Genomic DNA, 22,662 nt, shown 5'->3' on the forward strand with positions numbered 1-22,662 from the left:
GAGCGTGCCCTGCGAAATACCGTCACCCCGGCGCAGGCCGGGGTCTCCCCGATCGCAGGAGATGCCGGCCTGCGCCGGCATGACGGACGACGACATTACAGGAACTTCGCCATCGCCGTGGCGGTGTCGACCATCCGGTTCGAGAAACCCCACTCGTTGTCGTACCAGCTGACGACGCGGACCAGCTTGCCATCGAGCACCGCGGTTTCGAGGCTGTCGACGGTCGACGAGGCGGGCGTGTGCTGGATATCGATCGAGACCAGCGGCTCGTCGGTATATTCCAGCACGCCCTTCAGCGGGCCGGACTCCGCGGCCGCCTTCAGGATCGCGTTGACCTCGTCGCGGGTCGTGTCGCGCTTGGGCGTGAACGTCAGGTCGACCAGGCTGCCGTCCGGCACGGGCACGCGGATCGCCGATCCGTCCAACCGGCCCTTCAGCTCGGGCAGCACCTCGCCCACCGCGCGGGCGGCGCCGGTGGTGGTCGGGATCATCGACATGGCGGCGGCGCGGGCGCGGCGCAGGTCGGGGTGGATCTGGTCGAGGATCTTCTGGTCGTTGGTATAGGCGTGGACCGTGGTCATCAGGCCGCGCTCGATCCCGATCGAGTCGTTCAGCACCTTGGCGACCGGGGCCAGGCAGTTGGTGGTGCACGACGCGTTCGACACGATCGTGTGATCCGCCGTCAGCTTGTCGTGGTTGACGCCGTAGACGACGGTCAGGTCGACATCCTTGCCGGGCGCGGAGATCAGCACCTTCTTCGCGCCCGCATCGATATGCTTCTGGCACGACGTACGGTCGGTGAAGAATCCGGTGCATTCCAGCACCAGATCGACGCCCAGATCGCGGTGCGGCAGGTTGGCGGGATCGCGCTCCGCCGTCACGCGGATGTGCTTGCCGTCGACGACCAGGTCGTTGCCCTCTGCCGTGACGGTGCCGGGCCAGCGGCCATGGACGCTGTCGCGGCTGAACAGCCAGGCGTTCGACTTGGCGTCGGCCAGGTCGTTGATCGCGACCAGCTCCAGGGCGTCACCGCCCCGCTCCAGCATCGCGCGCGCCACCAGGCGGCCGATCCGACCGAAACCGTTGATCGCTACCTTGACCGTCATCGCTGGCTCTCCATGATTGGCGGCCTCGGGATTGCTGGGGCCGGGACGGTGCGGCCTTTGCGGGGCGGAGCGCCTTCCTGTCAACCGCCGGGAAACGCCGTCGCCGTGCCGATGCGCCACTTGCCGCGCCGGGGCGGCGTGCCTATCCGACACTGATGACCGAGACTCCTCCCGCCAGCGACAGACCGGCCGTCGACCGGATCGAGCAGGCGATCGCCCGGATCGAGGCCGCGGTCGCCGCGCGCACCGCGGGTGCCGACGCGCTTGCCCGTCGCCATGCCGCGCTGAAGGCGCGGATGGCCGACGCCGTCGCCGCGCTGGACGAGGTGATCGCCCGGACCGGAACCCGCTGATGGCGACGGTGACGATCGAGATCGGCGGTCGCGGCCACACCGTCGCCTGCCGCCCGGGCGAGGAGGCGCGGGTGCAGCTGCTCGGCCGGATGCTCGACCAGCGCTGGGCCGCCGCCGATCGCGCGGCTTCCGGCCAGCCGGAACGGGCGATGCTGTTCGTCGCGCTGATGATGGCCGACGCGCTGGAAGAAGCGGAGTCGCGCCCGCCGGTGGGGGCGGCGATCGCCGAATCGGCGCTGGAGCGGATCGCCGACCGGCTCGAAAGCCTGGCCGATGCCCTTGAGCAATCGGCTCCGGCATCCTAGATCGGTGGCGACGGGTACTGCCCGGTACGAGCCTTTATTATCCCTGAGGCTATTCATCATCCAAAGGGGGCTGTCCCTGCTAGGACCCTGGTCCCAAGTATATGGTCCCCACCTGACGTACCGTGCGTCAGTGGATAACCCGGCACACGGCCATGGCGGTCCCGTCACCCGCCCCCTGCCCCGCCGATGACCGACAAGCGGCCGCTCCGCGCCCGCCTGCGCGCCGTTCGCGATGCCGTCGACGGCGCACCCTTGGCGGTACCCCGGGCCTTTGTCGACCGGCTGCTGCCGGGTCTGGTCGTCGCCAGCTATCTGCCGATCGGCGGAGAGGCGGATCCCGCGCTGTTCGCCCGCGCGGCACGGCAAGCCGGCTGCATCCTCGCCCTGCCCTTCGTCGTCGACCGCCCGACCCCGATCCGCTTCGTCGAGTGGCGGGAGCCGCTGGTCGCCGGCCCCTTCGGCCTGCGCCAGCCCGCCGGCGATGCGCCGGCCGTCGCGCCCGACATCGTGCTCACGCCGCTGCTGGGCTTCGACCGCCGCGGCAACCGGCTGGGCCAGGGTGCCGGGCATTACGACCGCGCCTTCGCCGATCATCCCGCCGCGTGGCGCGTCGGCGTCGCCTGGAGCGTTCAGGAGGTCGACACCCTGGTCGCCGATCCGTGGGACGTTCCGCTCCACGCCATCGCCACCGACACCGAATGGATCACGCCATGACCCCCGACGCACCCGAGAACGGGCCGAGCTGGCGCAAGCCGGCGGGCATCTTCATCATCATGGCGCTGATCGCGATATGGGCGGTCATGATCGCCAGCCTGTCGGGTGTCGTCGGCGGCTGGCACTGGGTGCTGCAGCTGGCCTTCTACCTCGTGACCGGCATCGTCTGGATCACGCCGATGCGACCGTTGCTGAGCTGGATGGAGACCGGCCGCTGGCGATGACGATACGGCGCGTCGCCTGTCGGTGGAGGAGTGCTTCGAAGGCCGGAGCGGACCAGGCAGACCGCCAATCCCCTCGAGAAATGGCGCGAGTGACGGGGCTCGAACCCGCGACCTCCGGCGTGACAGGCCGGCGCTCTAACCAACTGAGCTACACCCGCTTGGAAGCGAGGCCGGCCAACTAGGCGAGGGTCCGTGGGCTGTCAACGATCCATTCGTCGCTTTTTTCACGACGGCGTCTCGGGGGTCCGCCCGCGCCGTCCGCGCTGCTGCTGCACCAGCGTGCCGTGCTCGAACAGGAAGCCCGCGATGTCGGGCTTGCCCGCGGCCCCCAGCACGGTCTGGATGATGATGAGGAGCGGCACCGCCAGCAGCGCGCCCAGCGTGCCCCACACCCATCCCCAGAAGCTCAGCGAGATCAGGATCAGGAGCGGACTGATCGTCAGCCGGTGCCCCACGATCAGCGGCGTGATCGCGTTCGCCTCGACCAGATGGAGCCCGTACATGATCGCCGGCGGCAACAGCGCGACCCAGATGTCGGAAAAGGTCATCAGCCCGCCCAGCCCCAGCAGGAACGCACCGATCACCGGCCCGAAATAGGGAATGTAGTTCAGCAGTGCGACGATCCCGCCCCACATCGCCGGATAGGGCATACCGATCGCCCACAGCGCGGTGCCGGTCACCACGCCCAGCGTCAGGTTGATGACGGTGATCGTGCCCAGATAGGCGGACACGTCGTCCACCACGTCCTGGATTACCCGCGCGGTCGCCATCGCGCCGTCGAAACTGGTCCGCCCGGTGATCGTCCGCTGGCGCAGCCGGGTCCAGCCCGACAGGAAGAAGAAGACGATCAGGATGCCGAACAGCACCTGCACGATCACGGCCGGGGCAGAGGTGGCAGCCAGTTCCAGGATCGATCCCGGCGCGGCCACCGCGCTGGTGCTGGGCCGCTTGATCGGCGTCGACGCGACCTGCCGCAGCGCGCGGTTCACATAGGCCTCGAGGTTGGAATACAGGTCGAGCAGCGGGGCGAGGTTGTGCTGGATCCGGTCCAGCCGGGTCGGCAGCAGTCGGAAGAAGTCGGTCGCGGGCACGATGATCGCCGCCAGGGCGACGTTGGCCACGACGATGAACGCGACGAGGCAGATCAGCGCCGCCAGCGGCGATGGCACCCGCCGCCGCTCCAGCCATTCCAGCACCGGCACCAGCGCCACCGCGATGACCAGTGCCGTGGTGAGCGGCAAAAAGAACTCGGCCCCCGATTTCAGCGCGAAGGGCAGCGCCAATGCCAGTCCGGCGCCCGCGGTCAGTGTCAGGGCGGCGAGCAGGCGATCCCGGCGCAATGCGATGCGCACGGCGTCATCCGCCCCCACCCCGACCGGCAGGCCCAGGATGTTGTCGCCGGGCGTGTCGTGCGCATCGACCGTGCGGGTTTCTTGGTCCACCATGGCGCCAGCGTAGAGGGCCGGCCGCATGGCAGCAACCGATGATCAGGCGGCCTCGATCGCCATCAGGACGGTGCCGGCATATCGCTTCTCGGCAGGGTTGTAGAGCGCATTGCGCGCGAACCGCCGCGGGGTGACGCGCAGTCCGGCAAGGCCGGCCAGCTTGAACGACCCCATCTTCTCTTCCTTGGGCGGCTTGCCGTCGCGCTCCAGCGTCACCGCATCGACATAGATCTCGTCGTGGCGCGTGTAGATGACGTGCGGCGCCAGCGTCACCTCGCCGCGATTATAGGTCGCCGCGACGGCGAGTTGCTTCACGATCGCCTCGAAGACGATCGCCGGCGAGGGTGGCGGCAGCGTGGCCGTGCGTTCGCCCGTCGAGATCATGTCAGTCATCCGGACCATCTTTGCCGTTTTTGCCGCATCGCAGCAACAACGATGTCGGCAACGGATCGTTTCACCGCGGCACCATCGGCCACGGGAGCATTCGTCGCGATCGACGAACGCTCCCGCCCGTTCACTTCGCGGCCGCCTTCGCCGTTGCCGGATCGCCCATCAGCTTCTGCGCGAAATAGGTCATCTGCAGCGCCTGCATCCGCGCCTGCTGCTCGATATCGGCATCGCCCGAATGGCCGCCGGCCGTGTCCTCGTAGAACAGGTACGGCGCGCCATATTCCTTCAGCCGTGCGGCGAACTTGCGCGCGTGCTGCGGGCCAACCCGGTCGTCCTTGGTCGTCGTCCAGATATAGGGTTCGGGATAGGCCGCGCCCTTCCGCAGATTGGCATAGGGCGAGATATGGCGCAGGAACGCGGCCTCGTCCGGCTTGTCGATCGATCCGTACTCGTCCTCCCACGATGCGCCGGCGGCGATCTGCTGGTAACGGACCATGTCGAGCAGCGGCACGCCAATCGACACCGCCTGCCACAATTCCGGGTGCTGCGTCATCTCGACACCCATCAGCAGGCCGCCGTTCGACCCGCCATAGATGCCCAGCTTCCGCGCACTGGTGATCCGCCGGGCGAACAGGTCGCGCGCGACCGAGGCGAAATCGTCGTAGATCACCTGCCGCTTGGTCTTGCGGCCAGCATCGTGCCACGCCGGACCGAACTCGCCGCCGCCGCGAATGTTGGCGAGCACGAACGCACCGCCATTTTCCAGCCACAGCTTGCCCGTCGCCCCCAGATAGGTCGGCAGCCGCGAAAGCTCGAACCCGCCATAGGCGGTCATCAGCGTCGGCGTGCTGCCGTCCAGCGGCCGGTCGCGCCGGTGGACGACGAAGTACGGCACTTTGGTGCCATCGGTCGAGGTCGCCTCGAACTGCTCGACCACCTGACCGGTGGCATCGAACTTCGCCGGCAGCGCCTTCACTGTCTTCGGCGCGGCAGGTGTGCCGGCGTCGATCGACTGAAGCGTCGTCGGCGTGATGAAGCCGGTGACCGACAGATAGGCCAGGTTGCTGCGATCGGTTTCGCTGACGACGCCGACCGCGATGTTCTCCGGCATCGGGATCGCCCGGCTGGACCAGCCCTGCCCCGCCGGCGACAGCACCGATACGCGGCCACGGACATTGTCGATGTAGGCCACGATCACCCGGTCCCGCGTCGTAGCGACATCCTGCACCGCCTGACGTGCGGTCGGCGCGAACAGGACGCGCGGGGTCAGCGCCCCGCTCTCCACCTCGGCCAGCGGAACCCACGCGGCCGCGCCCGCCGGGATCGCGCCCCATGGATCGCTGGTCTGGAAGATGACCCGGCCATCGACCATGCCGACCGGCTGGGCGCGGCCCGGTATGTCCAGCTTGCGCGTGCCCTTCGGCGTCCACACCAGCGTGTCTCCGCCGAAGAACTGCTGCCGCCGCCCGATCATCACCAGCCGGTGGCCGGCCGCATCGGTCATCACCCGGGCGTAGCTGCCGAGCTGGTCGGTCTGCTCGCCCCGGAACACCTCGGTCGCGGCGGTCAGCGGCTGGCCACGCTTCAGCAGCTTGACGACGAAGGGATAGCTGGAGTTGGTCAGCGTCCCCTGCCCCCAGTCACGGCTGACGAGCAGCGTATCGCGATCGATCCACGCCGCGCCCTGCTTGCTCTTGGGCAGGTCGAAACCACCCTGGACGAACTGGCCGGTCTGCAGATCGAATTCGCGCAGCGTCACCGCGTCCTCGCCACCCTCGGACAGCTGGACCAGGCAATAACGCTTGTCGGGCTGTAGGCAGGTCGCTCCCTTCCACACCCACTGCTTGCCCTCGGCCTTGCCCAGCGCATCGACGTCGAGTGCGGTGGTCCATTGCGGGCTGGCGGCGGCGTAGCCCGCCTCCGTCGTCCAGCGCCAGATGCCGCGGGGATGCTGCGCGTCGCGCCAGAAATTGTAGATCCGGCCGAACCGCTGCTCGGGCATGGGGATGCGATCCTCCGCGGCGGCGATCGCCAGCGCGTCGCGGTAGAACCCGGCATAGCGCGGGTCGGCGTTCAGGCGCGGCAGCGTGCGGGCATTCTCCGACCCCACCCACGCCAGCGGCTTGGCGCCGTCCTTGTCTTCGAGCCAGATATAGGGGTCGTCGGTCATCGGTGCCGTTTGCGCCAGCGCGCTACTCCCCGCAAGCAGGCCGGCGGCGATCGTGGCAGCCCAGCACAGTCCAGAACGCATGACGTCATCTCCTTCGCGATGCCCGGCGTCCTATAAGCCGGCGGACCACATGGGAAGCGGCGCCCGGCCCGATCCATCGCCGCCGCTGCGTGGAACGCGCCTTCGGCCGGGTCGTTGAACGGCCACGTTTCCACCGGAGATCGCAATGCCTTATATCAAGACTCGCGACGGCACCGACATCTACGTCAAGGATTGGGGATTGGGCCGCCCCGTCATCCTGCTGCACGGGTGGCCGCTGAACGCCGACAGCTGGGACGTGCAGGCAATGGCGCTGGCCGAGGCCGGCTTCCGCGCGATCGCCTATGACCGGCGCGGGTTCGGCCGGTCGGGGCAGCCGTGGAGCGGCTACGACTACGACACGCTGTCGGACGATCTGGCCGATGTGATGAAAGAGGCGGGCGCCGATCAGGACGCCACGATCGTCGGCTTCTCGATGGGCGGCGGCGAGGTCGCCCGGTACATGAACCGGCATCAGGGCAACGGCGTGGTGGCGGCGGGGCTGATCTCGTCGGTCGTGCCCTATATGCTCAAGACCGACGACAATCCCCATGGCACGCCGCAATCGACCTTCGACCAGATCGCCGAGGGTATCCAGGAGGATCGGGCCAAGTTCTTCCGCCACACCTTCACGCCGCAATTCTACGGAGCCGGCTATATCTCCAGCCCGGTCAGCGACGACGTGCTGGACTGGTCGACCTCGATGGCGCTGATGGCGGGGCTGAAGCCGACGCTCGCCTGCGCGCAGGCGTTCAGCCATACCGACTTCCGCCCCGATCTCGCCTCCTTCCGCGTACCGACCCTGATCGTGCACGGCACCGACGACAAGACGGTGCCGATCGACGCCGCCGGCCGTGCCGCCGCCGCAGGGATCGCGAACAGCCAGCTGGTGGAATATGACGGCGCGCCGCACGGCCTGAACGTCACCCATGCCGATCGGCTGACGGAGGATCTGCTGACGTTCCTGGGTGCCGGTCAGCGCGACCGCGGTGATCGGCCCGTCTTCGACTGAGGCCGGTTGCCCACAGCTTCCCGACCGGCCCAAAGCCGGTCGGGAAGCAGGCATATCACGTCACCTCAGCGGGACGATGACCTCGTCCGGGTGCGTCACGTTCAGTTCCTTGCGCACCATCTCGTCGACCATGTCCGGATTGGCGTGGTCCGGATCGAGCAGCGCGACGCGATTGCGCAGCACCTCGCGCCGCTTGTCCAGCACCGCGAAATCGCGTTCGCGTTTGGCCAACTGGCGCTTGTAGTCGCCGTAAGCCAGCACGCCGTTCGGCCCCAGCACCGCATAGGCGCCGAAGAACGCCATCACCGTGAACACCAGCGCCGGGATGGCGGCGCGGCGCAGCGTGCGCCGGAAGGCCGACGGCTTCTTCACGCCCCTAGCCGCGGACCAGCACGTCGCGCCCGGCATAGCGGGCCGCGTCGCCCAGCTCCTCCTCGATCCGGATCAGCTGGTTGTACTTGGCGAGCCGATCCGACCGGGCGAGCGAGCCCGTCTTGATCTGACCGCAATTGGTGGCGACCGCCAGATCGGCGATCGTCGCATCCTCCGTCTCGCCCGACCGGTGGCTCATCACCGCGGTGTAGCGCGCACGCTGCGCCATCGACACCGCCTCCAGCGTCTCGGTCAGCGTGCCGATCTGGTTGACCTTGACCAGCAGCGAGCTGGCGAGCCCGTCGGCGATACCCTGCTTCAGCCGCTTCGGGTTGGTCACGAACAGATCGTCGCCGACCAGCTGGACCTTGTCGCCGATCAGGTCGGTCAGCGCCTTCCAGCCCTCGAAATCGTCCTCGGCCATGCCGTCTTCGATCGACAGGATCGGATAGCGGCGGGTCAGGTCGGCGAGGTACTCGGCCATCTCGTGGCTCGACAGGATACGGTTCTCGCCCGAGATGTCGTACTTGCCGTTCTTGAAGAACTCGGTCGCGGCGCAGTCCAGCGCCAGCATCACGTCGTCGCCCGGCTTGTACCCGGCCTTCTCGACGGCGCGCATGATGAAATCGAGCGCGTCGGTGGTCGACGCGATGTTGGGGGCAAAGCCGCCCTCGTCGCCGACGCCGGTCGCCAGCCCCTCGTCGTGCAGCGCCTTCTTCAGGGTGTGGAAGATCTCGGACCCGCAACGGACCGCCTCGACGATGCTCGACGCACCGACCGGCATGATCATGAATTCCTGGAAGTCGATCGGGTTGTCGGCATGCTCGCCGCCGTTGATGATGTTCATCATCGGCACCGGGATCAGATGCGCCGCGACCCCGCCGACATATTTGTACAGCGGCAGGCCGCGAGCCTCCGCCGCCGCCTTCGCCGCGGCCAGGCTGACGCCCAGGATCGCGTTCGCGCCCAGCCGGCCCTTGTTCTCGGTGCCGTCAAGATCGATCATCGCGCGGTCCAGATCGGCCTGGTCCTCGGCATCCATGCCGATCACCGCATCGGCGATCTCGTCGTTGACCGACTCCACCGCCTGCTCGACGCCCTTGCCGCCCCAGCGGCTCTTGTCGCCGTCGCGCTTCTCGACCGCCTCGTGCGCGCCGGTGGACGCGCCCGACGGCACGGCGGCACGGCCGAAGCTGCCATCCTCCAGCAGCACGTCGACCTCCACGGTGGGATTGCCCCGGCTGTCGAGGATCTGGCGGGCATGGATGTCGATGATGGCGGTCAAGTCGTCGCTCCTGAAGTCGCTGCACGCGCCTCCTATAACGCGGCGCGGCGGCGGGCAATCGCCGGCTGACGGCGATCGGCAGCGTTGCGCAAGTGGAACCCTCGCCCTTAAGACTGGTTGACTGGCACGGAACAGCCGAGGACCAACGATCATGGCCGACAACGATCTCACGCCGATGACGGACGGCGACATCGCCCCGCCGCCGACCACCACCCGCTTCGAGCCGGCAGCGCCGCTGAAGAACGAAGGGGTCGACTTCTCTCCGGCCGATGCCGGCACCGACAGTGGCAGCCGCACCGGCGACGCGCGCCAGGCGATCCGCGACGGCGCCGGCAAGGTGGGCCAGCAGGCCACCGAGAAGCTGCGGGCGCTGGCCGACGACGGCAAGTCGCGCGCCGGATCGGCGCTCGACCAGTTGTCGCAGCTGCTGACCGACGCGGCAGGACAGGTCGACGACAAGCTGGGCGACCAGTACGGCCAATACGCCCGCTCCGCCGCCGATCAGGTGTCGGGCTTCGCCGATACCATCCGGCAAAAGGACATGGACGAGTTGCTCGAGGATGCCCGTGGTCTGGTGAAGGCCAGCCCGGCCGTAGCGATCGGCATCGCCGCCGCGCTGGGCTTCGTCGTCGCCCGGCTGGTCCAGTCCGGCGTGGACGCGCAGCAGGACTGACGGCGGATGGCGTCCCTGCTCGATCCCCTGCCGCCCGAACACGAAAGCGTCGCCGCGCTAGTTGGCCGTCTGGTCGACGACAGCCGTTCGCTCGTGTCGGCCGAAGTCGCGCTGTACAAGGCCAAGGCGAGCGAGCGGATCGGTGCTTATCGCTCGGCACTGGTGTTCTTCGCCATCGCGGGGGTGCTGGCGCTGGCGGCATTGATCGCGCTGCTTGTCGGCCTGATCCTGTCGCTGGCCACGCTGATCGGGCCGCTACTGGCGACGATCGTCGTGGTCGGCGCCGTCCTCGTCGTGGCAGCGATCCTCGCGGTCGTCGGCAAGAAGCGGCTTGCCGCACCCGTGCTGCCGGGAACTGGCGCATGAGCGATCCCGCCAAGATCGACCTCGCCGCCGCCGAGCTTCAGGCCGCGGCCGCGCGTCAGCAATTGTCGGGCACCGTCGACCGTTTGCAGGCGCGGCTGGATCCAAAGCTGTTGGCTGCCGATGCCCGTCAGGCCGGAATGCAGGCCGCCCGCGCAGGCGTCGAGGGTGCGCGCCGCAATCCCGGCATCGTCGCCGGCGCCGTCGCGGCGACCGGCCTGCTGCTCGCGCGTCACCGCATCGCGGCCCTGTTCGGCCGCAAAAAACCACATCCTCCCGAAGGAAGCTGATCATGACCGCACCCAAGCCCGATCCCGCGACCGGATCGCACACGTACGACAAGGCCCGCGCGACCGCGTCGAAATCCTACCACGAAGCCCGCGACAAGGCGGCAGACACGGCACAGCGCACCGCCGCCGCGATCGAAGCCAATCCGCTCGCGATCCTCGTCGGGGGTGCCGCGCTGGGCGCACTCGCCGGCGCGCTGTTGCCGCGGTCGGCGCGGGAGAAGGAATTGCTCGCGCCGCTCGGCCAGCGGCTAGGCGAAACCGCGCGTCAGGCCTTCTCGGCTGCGCGGGAAGCGGGAAAGCAGGAACTCAACAGCGCCGGTCTCACCCCTGATGCGGCGCGCGAGCGGGGTCGTGCCGTCATCGACGGCGTCGCGAAGGCGTTGTCGAGCGCGGGTTCGGCCGCGGCGCATACCGCGAAGTCGCCCACGAAAGGCAACGCAGACGCCTGACGCGCCATAATGCAGCATCGGGGTACGCGGTACCCCGATGCTGCGACTGCGAAGGATTGCAGCGCACGGCCCCGCCGCCTAGAAGATGCGGCATGAGCAAACTTCATCTCGTTTTCGGCGGCCGCGTCCGTGATCCGCAGACGCTGGACTGGGTCGATCCGGCCAGGCTGGAGGTAGTCGGCATCTTTCCTGACTATGCCAGTGCGGAAAAGGCGTGGCGCGCCGCCGCGCAGCGTACCGTCGACGATGCCGAGATGAAGTTCGTGGTGGTTCATCTCCACCGTCTGCTCGAGCCGGCACTGCCCACCGGATAAGCGGCTGGCGAGCGCGGGTCAGGCCCGCCGGTACCGCCAGCGCAGCAGCGGCCGGGCAAGCAGCAGCCCGACCACGAATCCGCCGATATGTGCGCCGATCGCCACGTTGACGCCGCCCATGCCGGCAAAGCCCGTCAGCAACTGGATGCCGATCCACGTCGCACCCAGCCACATGACGTGGAGCGCATGGCCGGAAATCGGGCCCCACCGCTTCGGGCGACGTTCGGCGAACAGCAGGGAGTAGGCGCCGATCACCGCGGCGATCGCGCCGCTGGCGCCGATCATCGGCTGCGGCGACGCCGGATCGGTGGCATATTGAGCCGCGGCCGCGGCATAGGCGCCCAGCACGTACAGCAGCGCCATCGACCCGCCGCCCAGCGCCTTTTCCAGCCGCGGGCCGCAGAAGCACAGCACGACCATGTTAAGCAGCAGGTGCGCGATCCCGCCATGGATCAGCGTGGCCGTCAGCGGCGTCAGCGAATTGGGGACCAGCCACGACACGCCGGCCGGCACCGCCCCGAGCAGACGGACGGGAATGAACCCGCCAGTCACCGCGCCCAGGGGCAGCGTGCCGGTGATCACCAGCAGGAGCGATATGGTCACCGTTGCCGCGGCGATCGCCGTCGTCACCGGTGCGGCGCGCAGCGCCTCCACGTCAGATAAAGGCGATCTTCGAGACGACGTAGTAACGGTCGCCCGCCGGCACCGACACCTCGACCTCCTCGTCAACCTTGCGCCCGATCAGCGCGCGGCCGAGCGGCGAGTTGTAGCTGATCCGCCCCGTCTTCGCGTCCGCCTCGGTCTGGCCGACGATCTGGTACGTCACCGGCTTGTCGTCGTCGTCGAGCAGCGTCACCGTCGCGCCGAACACCACCTTGTCGCCCGACAGTTCGCGCGGATCGATGATCTGCGCGCGCGACAGCTTGTCCTCGATGTCGGCGATCGACGCCTCGATCTGGCCCTGGCGCTCCTTTGCGGCATGATATTCGGCGTTTTCCGACAGGTCGCCGTGCGCCCGCGCTTCCTCGATCGCATCGACGATCTGCGGCCGTTCCTCCTTCAGACGCTTCAGCGACGCGGTGAGGGTTTCGTAGCCCTCTTGCAGCATCGGCATCTTATCGACGGTGGCCATGTCTCGGTCCCCAAATTCCGTTTACCCCGCGCGACCCCGTCCGGGGCCGCCCGCACCACGATGATGCTGTCGGGATCAGTTGTGCGACTGCGAATAATAGGACTGTAGCGGGCGCACTTCAAGCGTGCCCCCCGCCGCAATCGCCTTCGCCGCCTCGACGCTGGCCGGCGCCGTGGTGAAATAGGGGATCCGCGCGGCCAACGCCGCTTGCCGGATCGGCGTCGAGTCCTTCAGGCTCTGCCATCCTTCCGTGGTGTTGAAGATCAGATCGATCCCGCCATCGACGATCCGGTCGACGATGTGCGGACGACCCTGCGCCACCTTGTTGATCCGCTCGACCGGCAGTCCGGCGCGCGACAGGTGGTCCGCCGTGCCGCCGGTAGCGACGATCGTGAAGCCCGCATCGGACAGCGCCCGCGCTGCGGGCACGATATGGTCCTTGTCGGTGTCCTTCACGCTGATGAACACCGATCCCCCGGTCGGCAACACCGTGCCCGCGCCCAGCTGCGCCTTCATGAATGCGTCGGTGAACAGCGGCGCGATGCCCATCACCTCGCCCGTCGACTTCATCTCCGGGCTCAGCACGGGATCGACGCCAGGAAAGCGGTTGAAGGGAAAAACCGCTTCCTTAACAGCGTAATAGGGGATGTTCCGATCGATCGATGGCAGGTCGGCCAGCTTCTCGCCGGCCATGACCCGTGCCGCGATCTTGGCGATGGGAACGCCGATCGCCTTCGCGACGAACGGCACCGTCCGCGAAGCACGCGGGTTCACCTCGATCAGATAGACCCGGCCGTCCTTCACCGCGAACTGGATGTTCATCAGCCCGACGACGTTCAGCCCATGCGCCAGCGCCGCCGTCTGCCGTTCGATCTCGGCGATGATCTCGGCCGGCAATGAGTAGGGCGGGATCGAGCAGGCGCTGTCGCCCGAATGGACGCCTGCCTCCTCGATATGCTGGAGCACGCCGGCGACCACGACATCGGTACCGTCGCAGATCGCATCGACGTCGACCTCGATCGCGTCGCGCAGATACTGGTCGATCAGAACCGGCGCATCGCCAGACACTTGCACGGCGGTCTGGATATAATCGTCGAGCTGGATCGGCCCTTCGACGATCTCCATCGCCCGCCCGCCCAGCACGAAGCTGGGCCGCATTAGCACCGGATACCCGACCCTCTCCGCGACGATCAGCGCCTCGTCGCGGCTGCGCGCGATGCCGTTCGACGGCTGGAGCAGGCGCAGCTTGTCGACCAGTGCCGCGAATTGCTCGCGATCCTCGGCCAGATCGATCGCGGCGGGCGAGGTGCCCAGGATCGGGATGCCGGCGGCCTCCAGCGCACGCGCCAGGTTCAGCGGGGTCTGCCCGCCGAACTGCACGATCACGCCGACCAGCTCGCCGCGCGATTTCTCGACGTCCAGGATAGCCAGCACATCCTCGGCGGTCAGCGGCTCGAAATACAGCCGGTCCGACGTGTCGTAATCGGTCGACACCGTTTCCGGATTGCAGTTGACCATGATGGTCTCGTATCCCGCATCCGCCAGCGCGAAACAGGCATGGCAGCAGCAGTAATCGAACTCGATCCCTTGCCCGATCCGGTTCGGCCCGCCGCCCAGGATCACCACCTTGCGCCGATCGCTGGGCTGCGCCTCGTCCTCGGGCTCGCCGAAGCTCGGCGCTTCATAGGTCGAGTACATGTACGGCGTCTTCGCGTCGAACTCGGCCGCACAGGTGTCGATGCGCTTGAACACCGGTCGCACGCCCAGCTTGTGGCGATGCGCGCGCACCTCCTCCTCGGTGACGCCGCCGGTCATCGCCTTGACCACCTCGTGGATCAGCCCGCTGCCGCGCGCGATGCCGCGGGTCATGCCGCGCAGGTTTGCCGATTGCAGCGCCAGCCACGCCAGCCGCTTGTCGGAAAAGCCCATCGCCTTCAGCCGGCGCATGCCCGGTGCGTCGATCGGCAGCCCCTCTGCCATCACCTGGTTCTCGGCCGCGACGATCTCCGCGATCCGCTCGAGGAACCAGGGATCGTACTTGGCGATCGCGCTCACCTCGGCGACGGTGAAGCCCTCGCGCAGCGCCTGCGCCGCCACCAGCAGCCGGTCGGGCGTGGGGCTGGCCAATGCCGCCTCGATCTGCGCGCGCGGCGCTCCCGCCAGCCGCTCGACCTGGTTGAAGCCGGACAACCCGGTCTCCAGCCCGCGCAGCGCCTTCTGCATCGATTCCTGGATGTTGCGGCCGATCGCCATCACCTCGCCGACGCTCTTCATCGCCGTGCCCAGCACCGCCTCGGCACCCTTGAACTTCTCGAAGGCGAAGCGCGGGATCTTGGTGACGACATAGTCGATTGTCGGCTCGAACGACGCCGGCGTCGCGCCGGTGATGTCGTTCTCGATCTCGTCCAGCGTGTAACCGACCGCCAGCTTCGCCGCGACCTTGGCGATCGGGAAGCCCGTCGCCTTCGATGCCAGCGCCGAGGATCGCGACACGCGCGGGTTCATCTCGATGACGACCAGCCGGCCGTCCTTCGGATTGACCGCGAACTGTACGTTCGAACCGCCTGTTTCCACACCGATTTCGCGCAGCACCGCGATCGATGCGTTGCGCATGATCTGGTATTCCTTGTCGGTCAGCGTCAGCGCCGGCGCGACCGTGATCGAGTCGCCGGTGTGGACGCCCATCGGATCGACATTTTCGATCGAGCAGATGATGATCGCGTTGTCCTTGCGGTCGCGCACCACCTCCATCTCATATTCCTTCCAACCGAGGAGCGACTCCTCGATCAGGACCTCGGTGGTCGGCGACAGGTCCAGCCCGTTGCGGACAATATTGAGGAATTCCGTACGGTTATAGGCGATACCTCCACCGGAACCGCCCATCGTAAAGCTCGGCCGGATGATCGCTGGCAGCCCAACCTTGTCCAGTCCCTCCAGCGCCTCCGCCTCGGTATGCGCGATCGCCGAGCGCGCGCTCTCCAGCCCGATCCGGTCCATCGCGTCGCGGAACTTCAGCCGGTCCTCCGCCATGTCGATCGCGTCGGCATCGGCGCCGATCATCTGGACGCCGAACTTGTCGAGCGTGCCGTCGCGGAACAGCGCCAGCGCGGTGTTGAGCGCGGTCTGCCCGCCCATCGTCGGCAGGACCGCGTCGGGCCGCTCCTTCTCGATGATCTTGGCGACCACCTCCGGCGTGATCGGCTCGACATAGGTCGCGTCCGCCAGTTCCGGATCGGTCATGATCGTGGCGGGATTGGAGTTGACGAGGACGATGCGATAGCCCTCCTCCTTCAACGCCTTGATCGCCTGCGTGCCCGAATAATCGAACTCGCACGCCTGCCCGATGACGATCGGCCCCGCGCCGATGACGAGGATGGAGGAGATGTCGGTGCGTTTTGGCATTAGTTCTGGTCCGTCCCACAGATCGGGGGGTCAAATCGGCTGGTGAGATCGAGCTTCAGGGTCTGCGCGACATAGATGAAACCGCCGACCCCGCGATATTCCGCAGCGGGGTTCAACTTCAGAACCATGCGCCGTCGACCGTCCTTCGTCTCGTCGACCAGCGGCGTCGACCATGCTCGCGGATCGGCCCGGCCAAGCAGATCGTTCATGGCAGCGGTCGGCCCCGCCACGTTCCAGATCACGCCGGAATGGAGGGCGGCAGGCGAGCCCGCCACGACGCATTGCTCGATCGCTGGCGGAGGCAGCGTCATCACGCCGCCTTCGCCAGCGACCCAACAAACCGCTCGAACAGATACAGGCTATCCTGCGGCCCCGGGCTCGCCTCCGGATGATACTGAACCGAGAACGCGCGCCCGCCGTCCAGCTCAAGCCCTGCGTTCGACCCGTCGAACAGCGACACATGCGTCTCGGTCACCCCCGCCGGCAACGAATCCCGCTCCACCGCGAAGCCGTGGTTCATGCTGGTGATCTCGACCGCGCCATCGCTCAGCCGCTTGACCGGGTGGTTGGCGCCGCGGTGTCCCTGGAACATCTTGGTCGTGCGCGCCCCGACGGCGAGCGCCAGCAGCTGATGGCCGAGGCAGATGCCGAACAGCGGCAGCTTCGCCGCCAGCACCTGCCGGATCACCGGCACGGCATAGTCCGCGGTCGCCGCCGGATCGCCGGGGCCGTTCGACAGAAACACGCCGTCCGGCGCCAGCGCCATCACCTGCTCGAACGTCGCCGTCGCCGGCAGCACCGTCACCTTCGACCCGGCTTTAACAAGATTGCGGAAGATATTGCGTTTGCTGCCATAATCGATGGCGACGACATGCGGCCGCTGGTCGCTTTCCGGCTGGTCGTCCGACGCGCTATAGCCGAAGCCCAGCCGCCAGACGCCACCCGGCGCCTCCGCGCCCCAGCCGTAATGCGTCTCGGTCGACACGGTCTTCGCGAGGTCCATGCCCTCCAGCCCCGGCCAGCTGCGTGCCATGTCGAGCAGCAGCGGCACGTCGAACGTCCCGCTCGCCGAATGGGCGATCACGCCGTTGGGCGCGCCCTGCCCACGGATGCGCCGGGTCAGCGCACGCGTGTCGACCCCGGCCAGCCCGATCCGCGCGTGGCGCCGCATCCAGCCGTCCAGATTCTCCATCGCGCGGAAGCTGGACGGCGCGGTCGGCACCTCGCGCACGATCATGCCCAGCGCGTGCGGCCCGTCCGCCTCGACATCGTCGGGATTGGCGCCGACATTGCCGATATGCGGGAAGGTGAAGGCGATCATCTGCCCCGCGAACGACGGGTCGGTCATGATCTCCTGATAACCGGTCATCGCGGTGTGGAAGCACACCTCGCCCACCGCCTCGCCTTCCGCGCCGAAGCCATGGCCCCAGATCACCTCGCCGCTGGCAAGGACGAGGCAGCCGGTGGCGCCTTCGGGTTTATCGGGCGCAGCAGGAAGCGTGGCGTCGGCCATGATGCGGCGGGCACTCCAGTTGGTTTGTCGGCGATGTCGCTAAGTCCCGCCCGCTAGACCTAGGCCTCCCCCGCGTCAATAAGAGCGCCATGATTCGAGACGACATCAAATCCGCCCAGCTCGCCGCCATGAAGGCCGGCGACAAGGAAGCCCGCAACGCCATCTCGCTGATTCAGGCGGCGATCAAGAACCGCGACATCGAGGCGCGGACCGGCAAGGCGCCCGACGACGACGATGCGCTGGTGGTCGAGGTGCTGCAGAAAATGGTCAAGCAGCGCCGCGAATCGATCGCCATGTACCAGCAGGGCAACCGCCCCGAGCTGGCCGAGGCGGAGGGCAAGGAGGTCGCCGTGATCGAACGCTTCCTTCCCCAACAGATGAGCGAGGACGAGACCCGCACCGCGATCGAGGCGATCAAGGCCGAACTGGGCGCCGCGGGCATGAAGGACATGGGCCGCGTGATGGCCGAACTGAAGGCGCGCCACGCGTCGAGCCTCGACATGAGCAAGGCCAGCGGGCTGGTGAAGGCGGCGTTGTCGTAAGGCAAAAAGCTCCCCTCCCGCTCGCGGGAGGGGCTGGGGGAGGGCAGCGCAACCGTGGAGCCACGCACTAGGGCCCGCCTCCTCCGCAACAATCCCACGGAAGCGGAAGTTCGACTCTGGCGCGCGATCAGCGCCCGACAGGTGGCCGGCATCCGCTTCAATCGACAGGTGCCGATCGGCCCCTATATTTGCGACTTTGTCGCGCGCGGCATCAAGCTGGTGGTAGAGGTCGACGGTGGCCAGCACGCGAGCGACGATCCGGCCGAGATGCGTCGGACGGCGTTCCTGCAATCGCAGGGGTTCCATGTCGTCCGCTTCTGGAACCATGACGTCCTGTCCAATCTGGCCGGCGTCGTGGCTGAAATCGAGCGGGTGATTGCGGCACTGCCCTCCCCCAGCCCCTCCCGCTCGCGGGAGGGGAGCGAGGACGGCCTGCCGGGGTGAGCGCACCCCTGTCCTACATCAAGCCCTTCGGATTATACGAGAAGTCGCTCCTTCTCATTCCGGCGCCCGATCGTGTCAGCGACACGATTTACGCCTTACCTTAGCCTTACCTTCCACCGCGACGTTGCAGCGACACGCGTATTTCGCCATGGTACAATCGCGCGATGTCGCTGTCCCCCGCCTTCCTCGACGAGCTGCGCGCCCGCACGTCGCTGTCGGCGCTGATCGGCAAGACGACCAAGCTGCAAAAGGCCGGTCGCGAGATGCGCGGCTGCTGCCCGTTCCATAACGAGAAGACGCCCAGCTTCTATGTCAACGACGACAAGGGCTTCTATCACTGCTTCGGCTGTTCCGCGCACGGTGACGCGATCCGCTGGCTGACCGACCAGCGCGGCCTGCCCTTCATGGATGCGGTCAAGGAGCTGGCGCAGGCCGCCGGTATGGAACTGCCCGCGATGGATCGCCGCGCCGCCGAAAAGGCCGAACGCGCCAAGGGCCTGCACGAGGCGATGGCCGATGCCGCCACCTGGTTCGCCGAGCAGCTGAACGGCCTTGCCGGCAACGAGGCGCGGGCCCTGCTCGACCGGCGTGGCATCACCGCGGAGACCGCCCGCACCTTCGGCATGGGCTTCGCTCCCGATTCGCGCGGCCGGCTGAAGGCGGCGCTGGGCGAGTACGGCGATGCCATGCTGGTTGAGGCGGGCATGCTGATCCAGGTCGAGGGCAAGGAGCCGTACGACCGGTTCCGCGGCCGCCTGATGATCCCGATCCGCGACGCGCGTGGCCGGACCATCGCGTTCGGCGGCCGTATCCTGGACCAGGGCGAGCCGAAATACCTGAACAGCCCCGACACCCCGCTCTTCGACAAGGGGCGGACGCTCTACAATCTCGATCGCGCCGCCCCCGCCGCGCGCAAGGCCGGCCGTTTGCTGGTCGTCGAGGGATATATGGACGTCATCGCCCTGTCGCAGGCGGGGATCCACGAAGCCGTCGCCCCGCTCGGCACCGCGCTGACCGAGCATCAGCTGGAGCGGCTGTGGCGGATCGTCGACGTGCCGATCCTCTGCTTCGACGGCGACGCGGCCGGGCAGAAAGCCGCCCTGCGTGCCGCCCACCGCGCACTGCCGATGCTGGCGCCGGGTCGCAGCCTGTCGTTCGTCACCCTGCCGGCCGGGCAGGATCCGGACGACGTAGTGAAGGCCGGCGGGTCCCCGGCGATGGAAGCGCTGCTTCGCGCCACCGAGCCGTTGGTCGACCGGCTCTGGGCGGCCGAGCTCGCGGCAGAGGCGCTGGACACGCCCGAACAGCGCGCCGGTCTGAAGAGCCGGTTGCAGGAGCTTGCCGGCGGCATCGCCGATGCCGGCGTTCGCGGCGAGTACCAGTCCGAGTTCCGCCGTCGGTTCGATGCACATTTCACGCCGCAGCGTCGCCCCTTCCGCCCGCTGGGGAGCGGCAAACAGCCGTGGCGTCCGCCGACCCCGGTGACGGAGGATGCCAAGGCGTTCCGCGCCGCCGGGATCGACCGCGTGCTGGCCAAGGCGGTGCTCGCCGGCCTGATCCGCCACCCGGCGGAGATCGCGCGGCACATGGAGGTGCTTGGCAGCCTGCGCATGGCCGAGGGTGCGCTCGGCCGGCTGTTCGAGGCGGTGGTCGACGTCGCGCTGGAGGACGGCCGACGCGCCCACGCCGCGCCCGCCCACTCCGCGCTTGATAGCGAGCGGCTGGTCACCATATTGGCACGGTCCGGTTTCGAGGCGATCGCCAGCGATCTGCTTCGGGCCGATGCCATGCCCTACACGTTCACGCAGAAATCCGGCGACGAGGCGCGTGCCCGCGAAGACCTCGACGAAGCGATCGCCATCCTGATCGCGCGTCCAGAGGTGGATGCCCAGCTCGCCACGGCGACCCAGGCGATGCAGGCGCGCTTCACGGATGAGGCGTTCGAACGGCAGGTAGCATTGGTCAGAGAGAAACAGGCGTTGGAATTGCGGCTTGCCAACCTATGTCAGGCACACGAAGACGCCCGAGCGTTGGGACCCGAGGGTAATTGATGGCGAAGGCTAATATGGCGGACACGGCCGAGGCACCGGACACGGGCGATGCGCCGCTGATCGACCTCAACGATGCATCGATCAAGAAGGTGATCGCCCGCGCGAAGAAGCGTGGCTACATCACCTATGATCAGCTGAACGAGGCGCTGCCCCAGGGCGAGATGTCGTCCGATCAGATCGAGGACATGACCTCGGCCCTGAACGAGATGGGCATCAATATCGTCGAGAACGAGGAAGCCGGCGAGGACGGCGAGCCCGAGGAGCGCGCCGACGACGGCGACGAGGCCGAGGCGCCCGAGGGCGAGGCCGATGCCGCCCTGCCCGAGAAGAAGAAGGAAACCGTCGATCGCACCGACGATCCGGTCCGCATGTACCTGCGCGAGATGGGAGCGGTCGAGCTGCTGTCGCGCGAGGGCGAGATCGCCATCGCCAAGCGGATCGAGGCCGGCCGCGATACGATGATCCTTGGCCTGTGCGAATCGCCGATCACCTTCAACGCCATCATCGACTGGTCGACCGCGCTGAACGAGGGCACGATGCAATTGCGCGAGATCCTCGATCTCGACGCGATGCTGTCCAAGGGACCGTCGGCGGAGCAGGTCGAGGGCGCCGAGGACGAAGGCGACGAGATTTCGGAGAAGAGCGCCGGCCCTTCCTACAAGGAAGAGGACGACATCAAGGAAGAGCCGTCGGCCGACGAGGACGACGACATGACCGAGCGGCGGGCGCCGCGGCCGTCCGACGACGAGGAAGAGGACAATACCCTCTCACTCGCGCAGATGGAGGAGCAGCTCAAGCCGCAGGCACTGGAGCGGTTCGCCAACATCACGGCGCTCTACAAGAAGTTCGCGAAGCTCCAGCAGAGCCGGCTCGACGCGATGGCGGCGGGCGGCGAGCTGACGCCGGCGGATGAGCGCAAGTACCAGAAGCTGCGCGAGGAGCTGACCGCCGAGGTCGAGAGCGTCCAGTTCCACAACGCCAAGATCGAGTATCTGGTCGACCAGCTCTATGCCTTCAACCGCCGGCTGACCGCGCTCGGCGGGCAGATGCTGCGGCTGGCGGAGCGCCACAAGGTCAACCGCAAGGACTTCCTGGACCGCTATGTCGGCCACGAGCTCGACGATACCTGGCTGCAGACCGTCGGCAAGCTCGACAAGAAATGGACCGCCTTCGCCACCAACGAGGGCGACGCCGTCGACCGGATCCGCATCGAGATCGGCGAGATCGCCCAGCAGACCGGCATGGCGCTCACCGAGTTCCGCCGGATCGTCAACATGGTCCAGAAGGGCGAGCGCGAGGCGCGCATCGCCAAGAAGGAGATGGTCGAGGCGAACCTGCGCCTCGTGATCTCGATCGCGAAGAAATACACCAACCGCGGGCTGCAGTTCCTGGATCTGATCCAGGAGGGCAATATCGGCCTGATGAAGGCGGTGGACAAATTCGAGTATCGTCGCGGCTACAAGTTCTCGACCTACGCGACGTGGTGGATCCGTCAGGCGATCACCCGCTCGATCGCCGATCAGGCGCGCACGATCCGCATCCCGGTCCACATGATCGAGACGATCAACAAGCTGGTCCGCACCAGCCGCCAGTTCCTCCACGAGCAGGGCCGCGAGCCGACGCCGGAGGAGATGGCCGAGCGCCTCTCGATGCCGCTCGAGAAGGTCCGCAAGGTGATGAAGATCGCCAAGGAACCGATCAGCCTCGAGACGCCGATCGGCGACGAGGAGGATTCGCACCTGGGCGACTTCATCGAGGACAAAAACGCCGTCATCCCCGTCGACGCGGCGATCCAGGCCAATCTGAAGGAAACGGTGACCCGCGTCCTCGCCAGCCTCACGCCCCGCGAGGAGCGCGTGCTGCGCATGCGGTTCGGCATCGGCATGAACACCGATCATACGCTGGAAGAGGTCGGCCAGCAGTTCTCGGTCACGCGCGAACGCATTCGCCAGATCGAGGCGAAGGCGCTCCGAAAGCTGAAGCATCCAAGCCGCAGCCGCAAGATGCGCAGCTTCCTCGATCAGTAACCGCAAAG

The 22,662-nt window shown here is 67.6% G+C and carries 25 protein-coding genes and 1 tRNA gene; 14 read left to right on the forward strand and 12 right to left on the reverse strand.

Annotated elements, in window-relative coordinates; all coding sequences use genetic code 11:
- Positions 1 to 95: 95 nt before the first annotated feature.
- Positions 96 to 1,106, reverse strand: a complete 1,011-nt coding sequence (gap, locus tag ABC319_RS04405; RefSeq protein ID WP_413069067.1) for a type I glyceraldehyde-3-phosphate dehydrogenase — start codon at positions 1,104 to 1,106, stop codon at positions 96 to 98.
- A 155-nt stretch (positions 1,107 to 1,261) separates the two neighbouring features.
- Between gap and ABC319_RS04410 the strand changes: the two genes are divergently transcribed.
- From ABC319_RS04410 to ABC319_RS04425, 4 genes are all read left to right on the forward strand, one after another.
- On the forward strand, positions 1,262 to 1,459 hold the full coding sequence (locus tag ABC319_RS04410) for a hypothetical protein (protein WP_413069068.1): 198 nt from the start codon (positions 1,262 to 1,264) through the stop codon (positions 1,457 to 1,459).
- Positions 1,459 to 1,764, forward strand: a complete 306-nt coding sequence (locus ABC319_RS04415; protein ID WP_413069069.1) for a cell division protein ZapA — start codon at positions 1,459 to 1,461, stop codon at positions 1,762 to 1,764. The genes ABC319_RS04410 and ABC319_RS04415 overlap by 1 nt, the downstream gene beginning before the upstream one ends.
- Before the next feature lie 186 nt (positions 1,765 to 1,950).
- The gene (locus tag ABC319_RS04420; RefSeq protein WP_413069070.1) at positions 1,951 to 2,478 is read left to right on the forward strand and encodes a 5-formyltetrahydrofolate cyclo-ligase; all 528 of its coding nucleotides are present in this window, start codon (positions 1,951 to 1,953) and stop codon (positions 2,476 to 2,478) included.
- A complete protein-coding gene (locus ABC319_RS04425; RefSeq protein ID WP_413069071.1) occupies positions 2,475 to 2,702 on the forward strand; it encodes a DUF2842 domain-containing protein in 228 nt (75 codons plus the stop codon). The genes ABC319_RS04420 and ABC319_RS04425 overlap by 4 nt, the downstream gene beginning before the upstream one ends.
- A gap of 81 nt (positions 2,703 to 2,783) precedes the next feature.
- Here ABC319_RS04425 and ABC319_RS04430 read toward each other — a convergent pair.
- From ABC319_RS04430 to ABC319_RS04445, 4 genes are all read right to left on the reverse strand, one after another.
- A tRNA-Asp gene (locus ABC319_RS04430) sits at positions 2,784 to 2,860 on the reverse strand.
- Between the two features lie 66 nt (positions 2,861 to 2,926).
- Positions 2,927 to 4,147 (reverse strand): AI-2E family transporter, encoded by a 1,221-nt coding sequence (locus ABC319_RS04435; protein WP_413069072.1) that lies wholly within the window; start codon positions 4,145 to 4,147, stop codon positions 2,927 to 2,929.
- Positions 4,148 to 4,189: 42 nt separating this feature from the next.
- Positions 4,190 to 4,531 (reverse strand): hypothetical protein, encoded by a 342-nt coding sequence (locus ABC319_RS04440; RefSeq protein WP_413071609.1) that lies wholly within the window; start codon positions 4,529 to 4,531, stop codon positions 4,190 to 4,192.
- A gap of 130 nt (positions 4,532 to 4,661) precedes the next feature.
- Positions 4,662 to 6,788 (reverse strand): prolyl oligopeptidase family serine peptidase, encoded by a 2,127-nt coding sequence (locus ABC319_RS04445; RefSeq protein ID WP_413069073.1) that lies wholly within the window; start codon positions 6,786 to 6,788, stop codon positions 4,662 to 4,664.
- Positions 6,789 to 6,933: 145 nt separating this feature from the next.
- Between ABC319_RS04445 and ABC319_RS04450 the strand changes: the two genes are divergently transcribed.
- Entirely contained in the window at positions 6,934 to 7,797 is an 864-nt protein-coding gene (locus tag ABC319_RS04450; RefSeq protein ID WP_413069074.1) for an alpha/beta fold hydrolase, read from the forward strand.
- A gap of 60 nt (positions 7,798 to 7,857) precedes the next feature.
- Here the strand turns inward: ABC319_RS04450 and ABC319_RS04455 are convergent, their stop codons facing one another.
- Together ABC319_RS04455 and eno are read right to left on the reverse strand one after the other, a co-directional pair.
- Positions 7,858 to 8,205, reverse strand: coding sequence for an FtsB family cell division protein (locus ABC319_RS04455; RefSeq protein WP_413069075.1), 348 nt, complete (start codon positions 8,203 to 8,205; stop codon positions 7,858 to 7,860).
- Positions 8,174 to 9,454, reverse strand: coding sequence for a phosphopyruvate hydratase (gene eno, locus ABC319_RS04460; protein ID WP_413069076.1), 1,281 nt, complete (start codon positions 9,452 to 9,454; stop codon positions 8,174 to 8,176). The genes ABC319_RS04455 and eno overlap by 32 nt, the downstream gene beginning before the upstream one ends.
- Positions 9,455 to 9,605: 151 nt before the next feature.
- Here eno and ABC319_RS04465 point away from each other — a divergent pair, with 151 nt between their 5' ends.
- The 5 genes from ABC319_RS04465 (at position 9,606) to ABC319_RS04485 (ending at position 11,543) form a co-directional block, all read left to right on the forward strand.
- Positions 9,606 to 10,127 carry a hypothetical protein gene (locus ABC319_RS04465; RefSeq protein ID WP_413069077.1) on the forward strand — a complete coding sequence of 174 codons (522 nt, stop codon included), beginning with the start codon at positions 9,606 to 9,608 and terminating at the stop codon, positions 10,125 to 10,127.
- A 6-nt stretch (positions 10,128 to 10,133) separates the two neighbouring features.
- Positions 10,134 to 10,493 carry a phage holin family protein gene (locus ABC319_RS04470; protein WP_413069078.1) on the forward strand — a complete coding sequence of 120 codons (360 nt, stop codon included), beginning with the start codon at positions 10,134 to 10,136 and terminating at the stop codon, positions 10,491 to 10,493.
- Positions 10,490 to 10,780, forward strand: a complete 291-nt coding sequence (locus ABC319_RS04475) for a phosphatase (RefSeq protein WP_413069079.1) — start codon at positions 10,490 to 10,492, stop codon at positions 10,778 to 10,780. The genes ABC319_RS04470 and ABC319_RS04475 overlap by 4 nt, the downstream gene beginning before the upstream one ends.
- Before the next feature lie 2 nt (positions 10,781 to 10,782).
- On the forward strand, positions 10,783 to 11,229 hold the full coding sequence (locus ABC319_RS04480; protein WP_413069080.1) for a hypothetical protein: 447 nt from the start codon (positions 10,783 to 10,785) through the stop codon (positions 11,227 to 11,229).
- A 92-nt stretch (positions 11,230 to 11,321) separates the two neighbouring features.
- On the forward strand, positions 11,322 to 11,543 hold the full coding sequence (locus ABC319_RS04485; protein ID WP_413069081.1) for a DUF4170 domain-containing protein: 222 nt from the start codon (positions 11,322 to 11,324) through the stop codon (positions 11,541 to 11,543).
- Positions 11,544 to 11,561: 18 nt separating this feature from the next.
- Here ABC319_RS04485 and ABC319_RS04490 read toward each other — a convergent pair whose 3' ends face one another.
- The 5 genes from ABC319_RS04490 to carA all read right to left on the reverse strand — a co-directional run bounded on the left by ABC319_RS04490 (position 11,562) and on the right by carA (position 17,590).
- A complete protein-coding gene (locus tag ABC319_RS04490; RefSeq protein ID WP_413069082.1) occupies positions 11,562 to 12,197 on the reverse strand; it encodes a rhomboid family intramembrane serine protease in 636 nt (211 codons plus the stop codon).
- A gap of 1 nt (position 12,198) precedes the next feature.
- A complete protein-coding gene (greA, locus tag ABC319_RS04495; RefSeq protein WP_413069083.1) occupies positions 12,199 to 12,675 on the reverse strand; it encodes a transcription elongation factor GreA in 477 nt (158 codons plus the stop codon).
- A gap of 75 nt (positions 12,676 to 12,750) precedes the next feature.
- Complete coding sequence (gene carB, locus ABC319_RS04500; RefSeq protein WP_413069084.1) at positions 12,751 to 16,077, reverse strand: carbamoyl-phosphate synthase large subunit; 3,327 nt, start codon at positions 16,075 to 16,077, stop codon at positions 12,751 to 12,753.
- Positions 16,077 to 16,388 (reverse strand): hypothetical protein, encoded by a 312-nt coding sequence (locus ABC319_RS04505; protein WP_413069085.1) that lies wholly within the window; start codon positions 16,386 to 16,388, stop codon positions 16,077 to 16,079. Before ABC319_RS04505 ends, carB begins: the two co-directional genes overlap by 1 nt.
- A complete protein-coding gene (gene carA, locus ABC319_RS04510; protein WP_413069086.1) occupies positions 16,388 to 17,590 on the reverse strand; it encodes a glutamine-hydrolyzing carbamoyl-phosphate synthase small subunit in 1,203 nt (400 codons plus the stop codon). The genes ABC319_RS04505 and carA overlap by 1 nt, the downstream gene beginning before the upstream one ends.
- 89 nt (positions 17,591 to 17,679) lie before the next feature.
- On the opposite strand from carA, the gene ABC319_RS04515 reads away from it, so the two are divergent.
- The 4 genes from ABC319_RS04515 to rpoD all read left to right on the forward strand — a co-directional run bounded on the left by ABC319_RS04515 (position 17,680) and on the right by rpoD (position 22,654).
- Complete coding sequence (locus ABC319_RS04515; RefSeq protein ID WP_413069087.1) at positions 17,680 to 18,132, forward strand: GatB/YqeY domain-containing protein; 453 nt, start codon at positions 17,680 to 17,682, stop codon at positions 18,130 to 18,132.
- 54 nt (positions 18,133 to 18,186) lie between these two features.
- Positions 18,187 to 18,576 (forward strand): endonuclease domain-containing protein, encoded by a 390-nt coding sequence (locus ABC319_RS04520; protein ID WP_413069088.1) that lies wholly within the window; start codon positions 18,187 to 18,189, stop codon positions 18,574 to 18,576.
- Between the two features lie 164 nt (positions 18,577 to 18,740).
- Positions 18,741 to 20,627 carry a DNA primase gene (gene dnaG, locus ABC319_RS04525; protein WP_413069089.1) on the forward strand — a complete coding sequence of 629 codons (1,887 nt, stop codon included), beginning with the start codon at positions 18,741 to 18,743 and terminating at the stop codon, positions 20,625 to 20,627.
- Entirely contained in the window at positions 20,627 to 22,654 is a 2,028-nt protein-coding gene (rpoD, locus tag ABC319_RS04530) for an RNA polymerase sigma factor RpoD (RefSeq protein WP_413069090.1), read from the forward strand. The genes dnaG and rpoD overlap by 1 nt, the downstream gene beginning before the upstream one ends.
- Positions 22,655 to 22,662 lie beyond the last annotated feature (8 nt).

The sequence above is a fragment of the Sphingomonas phoenicis genome (genome assembly GCF_047238005.1).
Lineage (GTDB): Bacteria > Pseudomonadota > Alphaproteobacteria > Sphingomonadales > Sphingomonadaceae > Sphingomonas.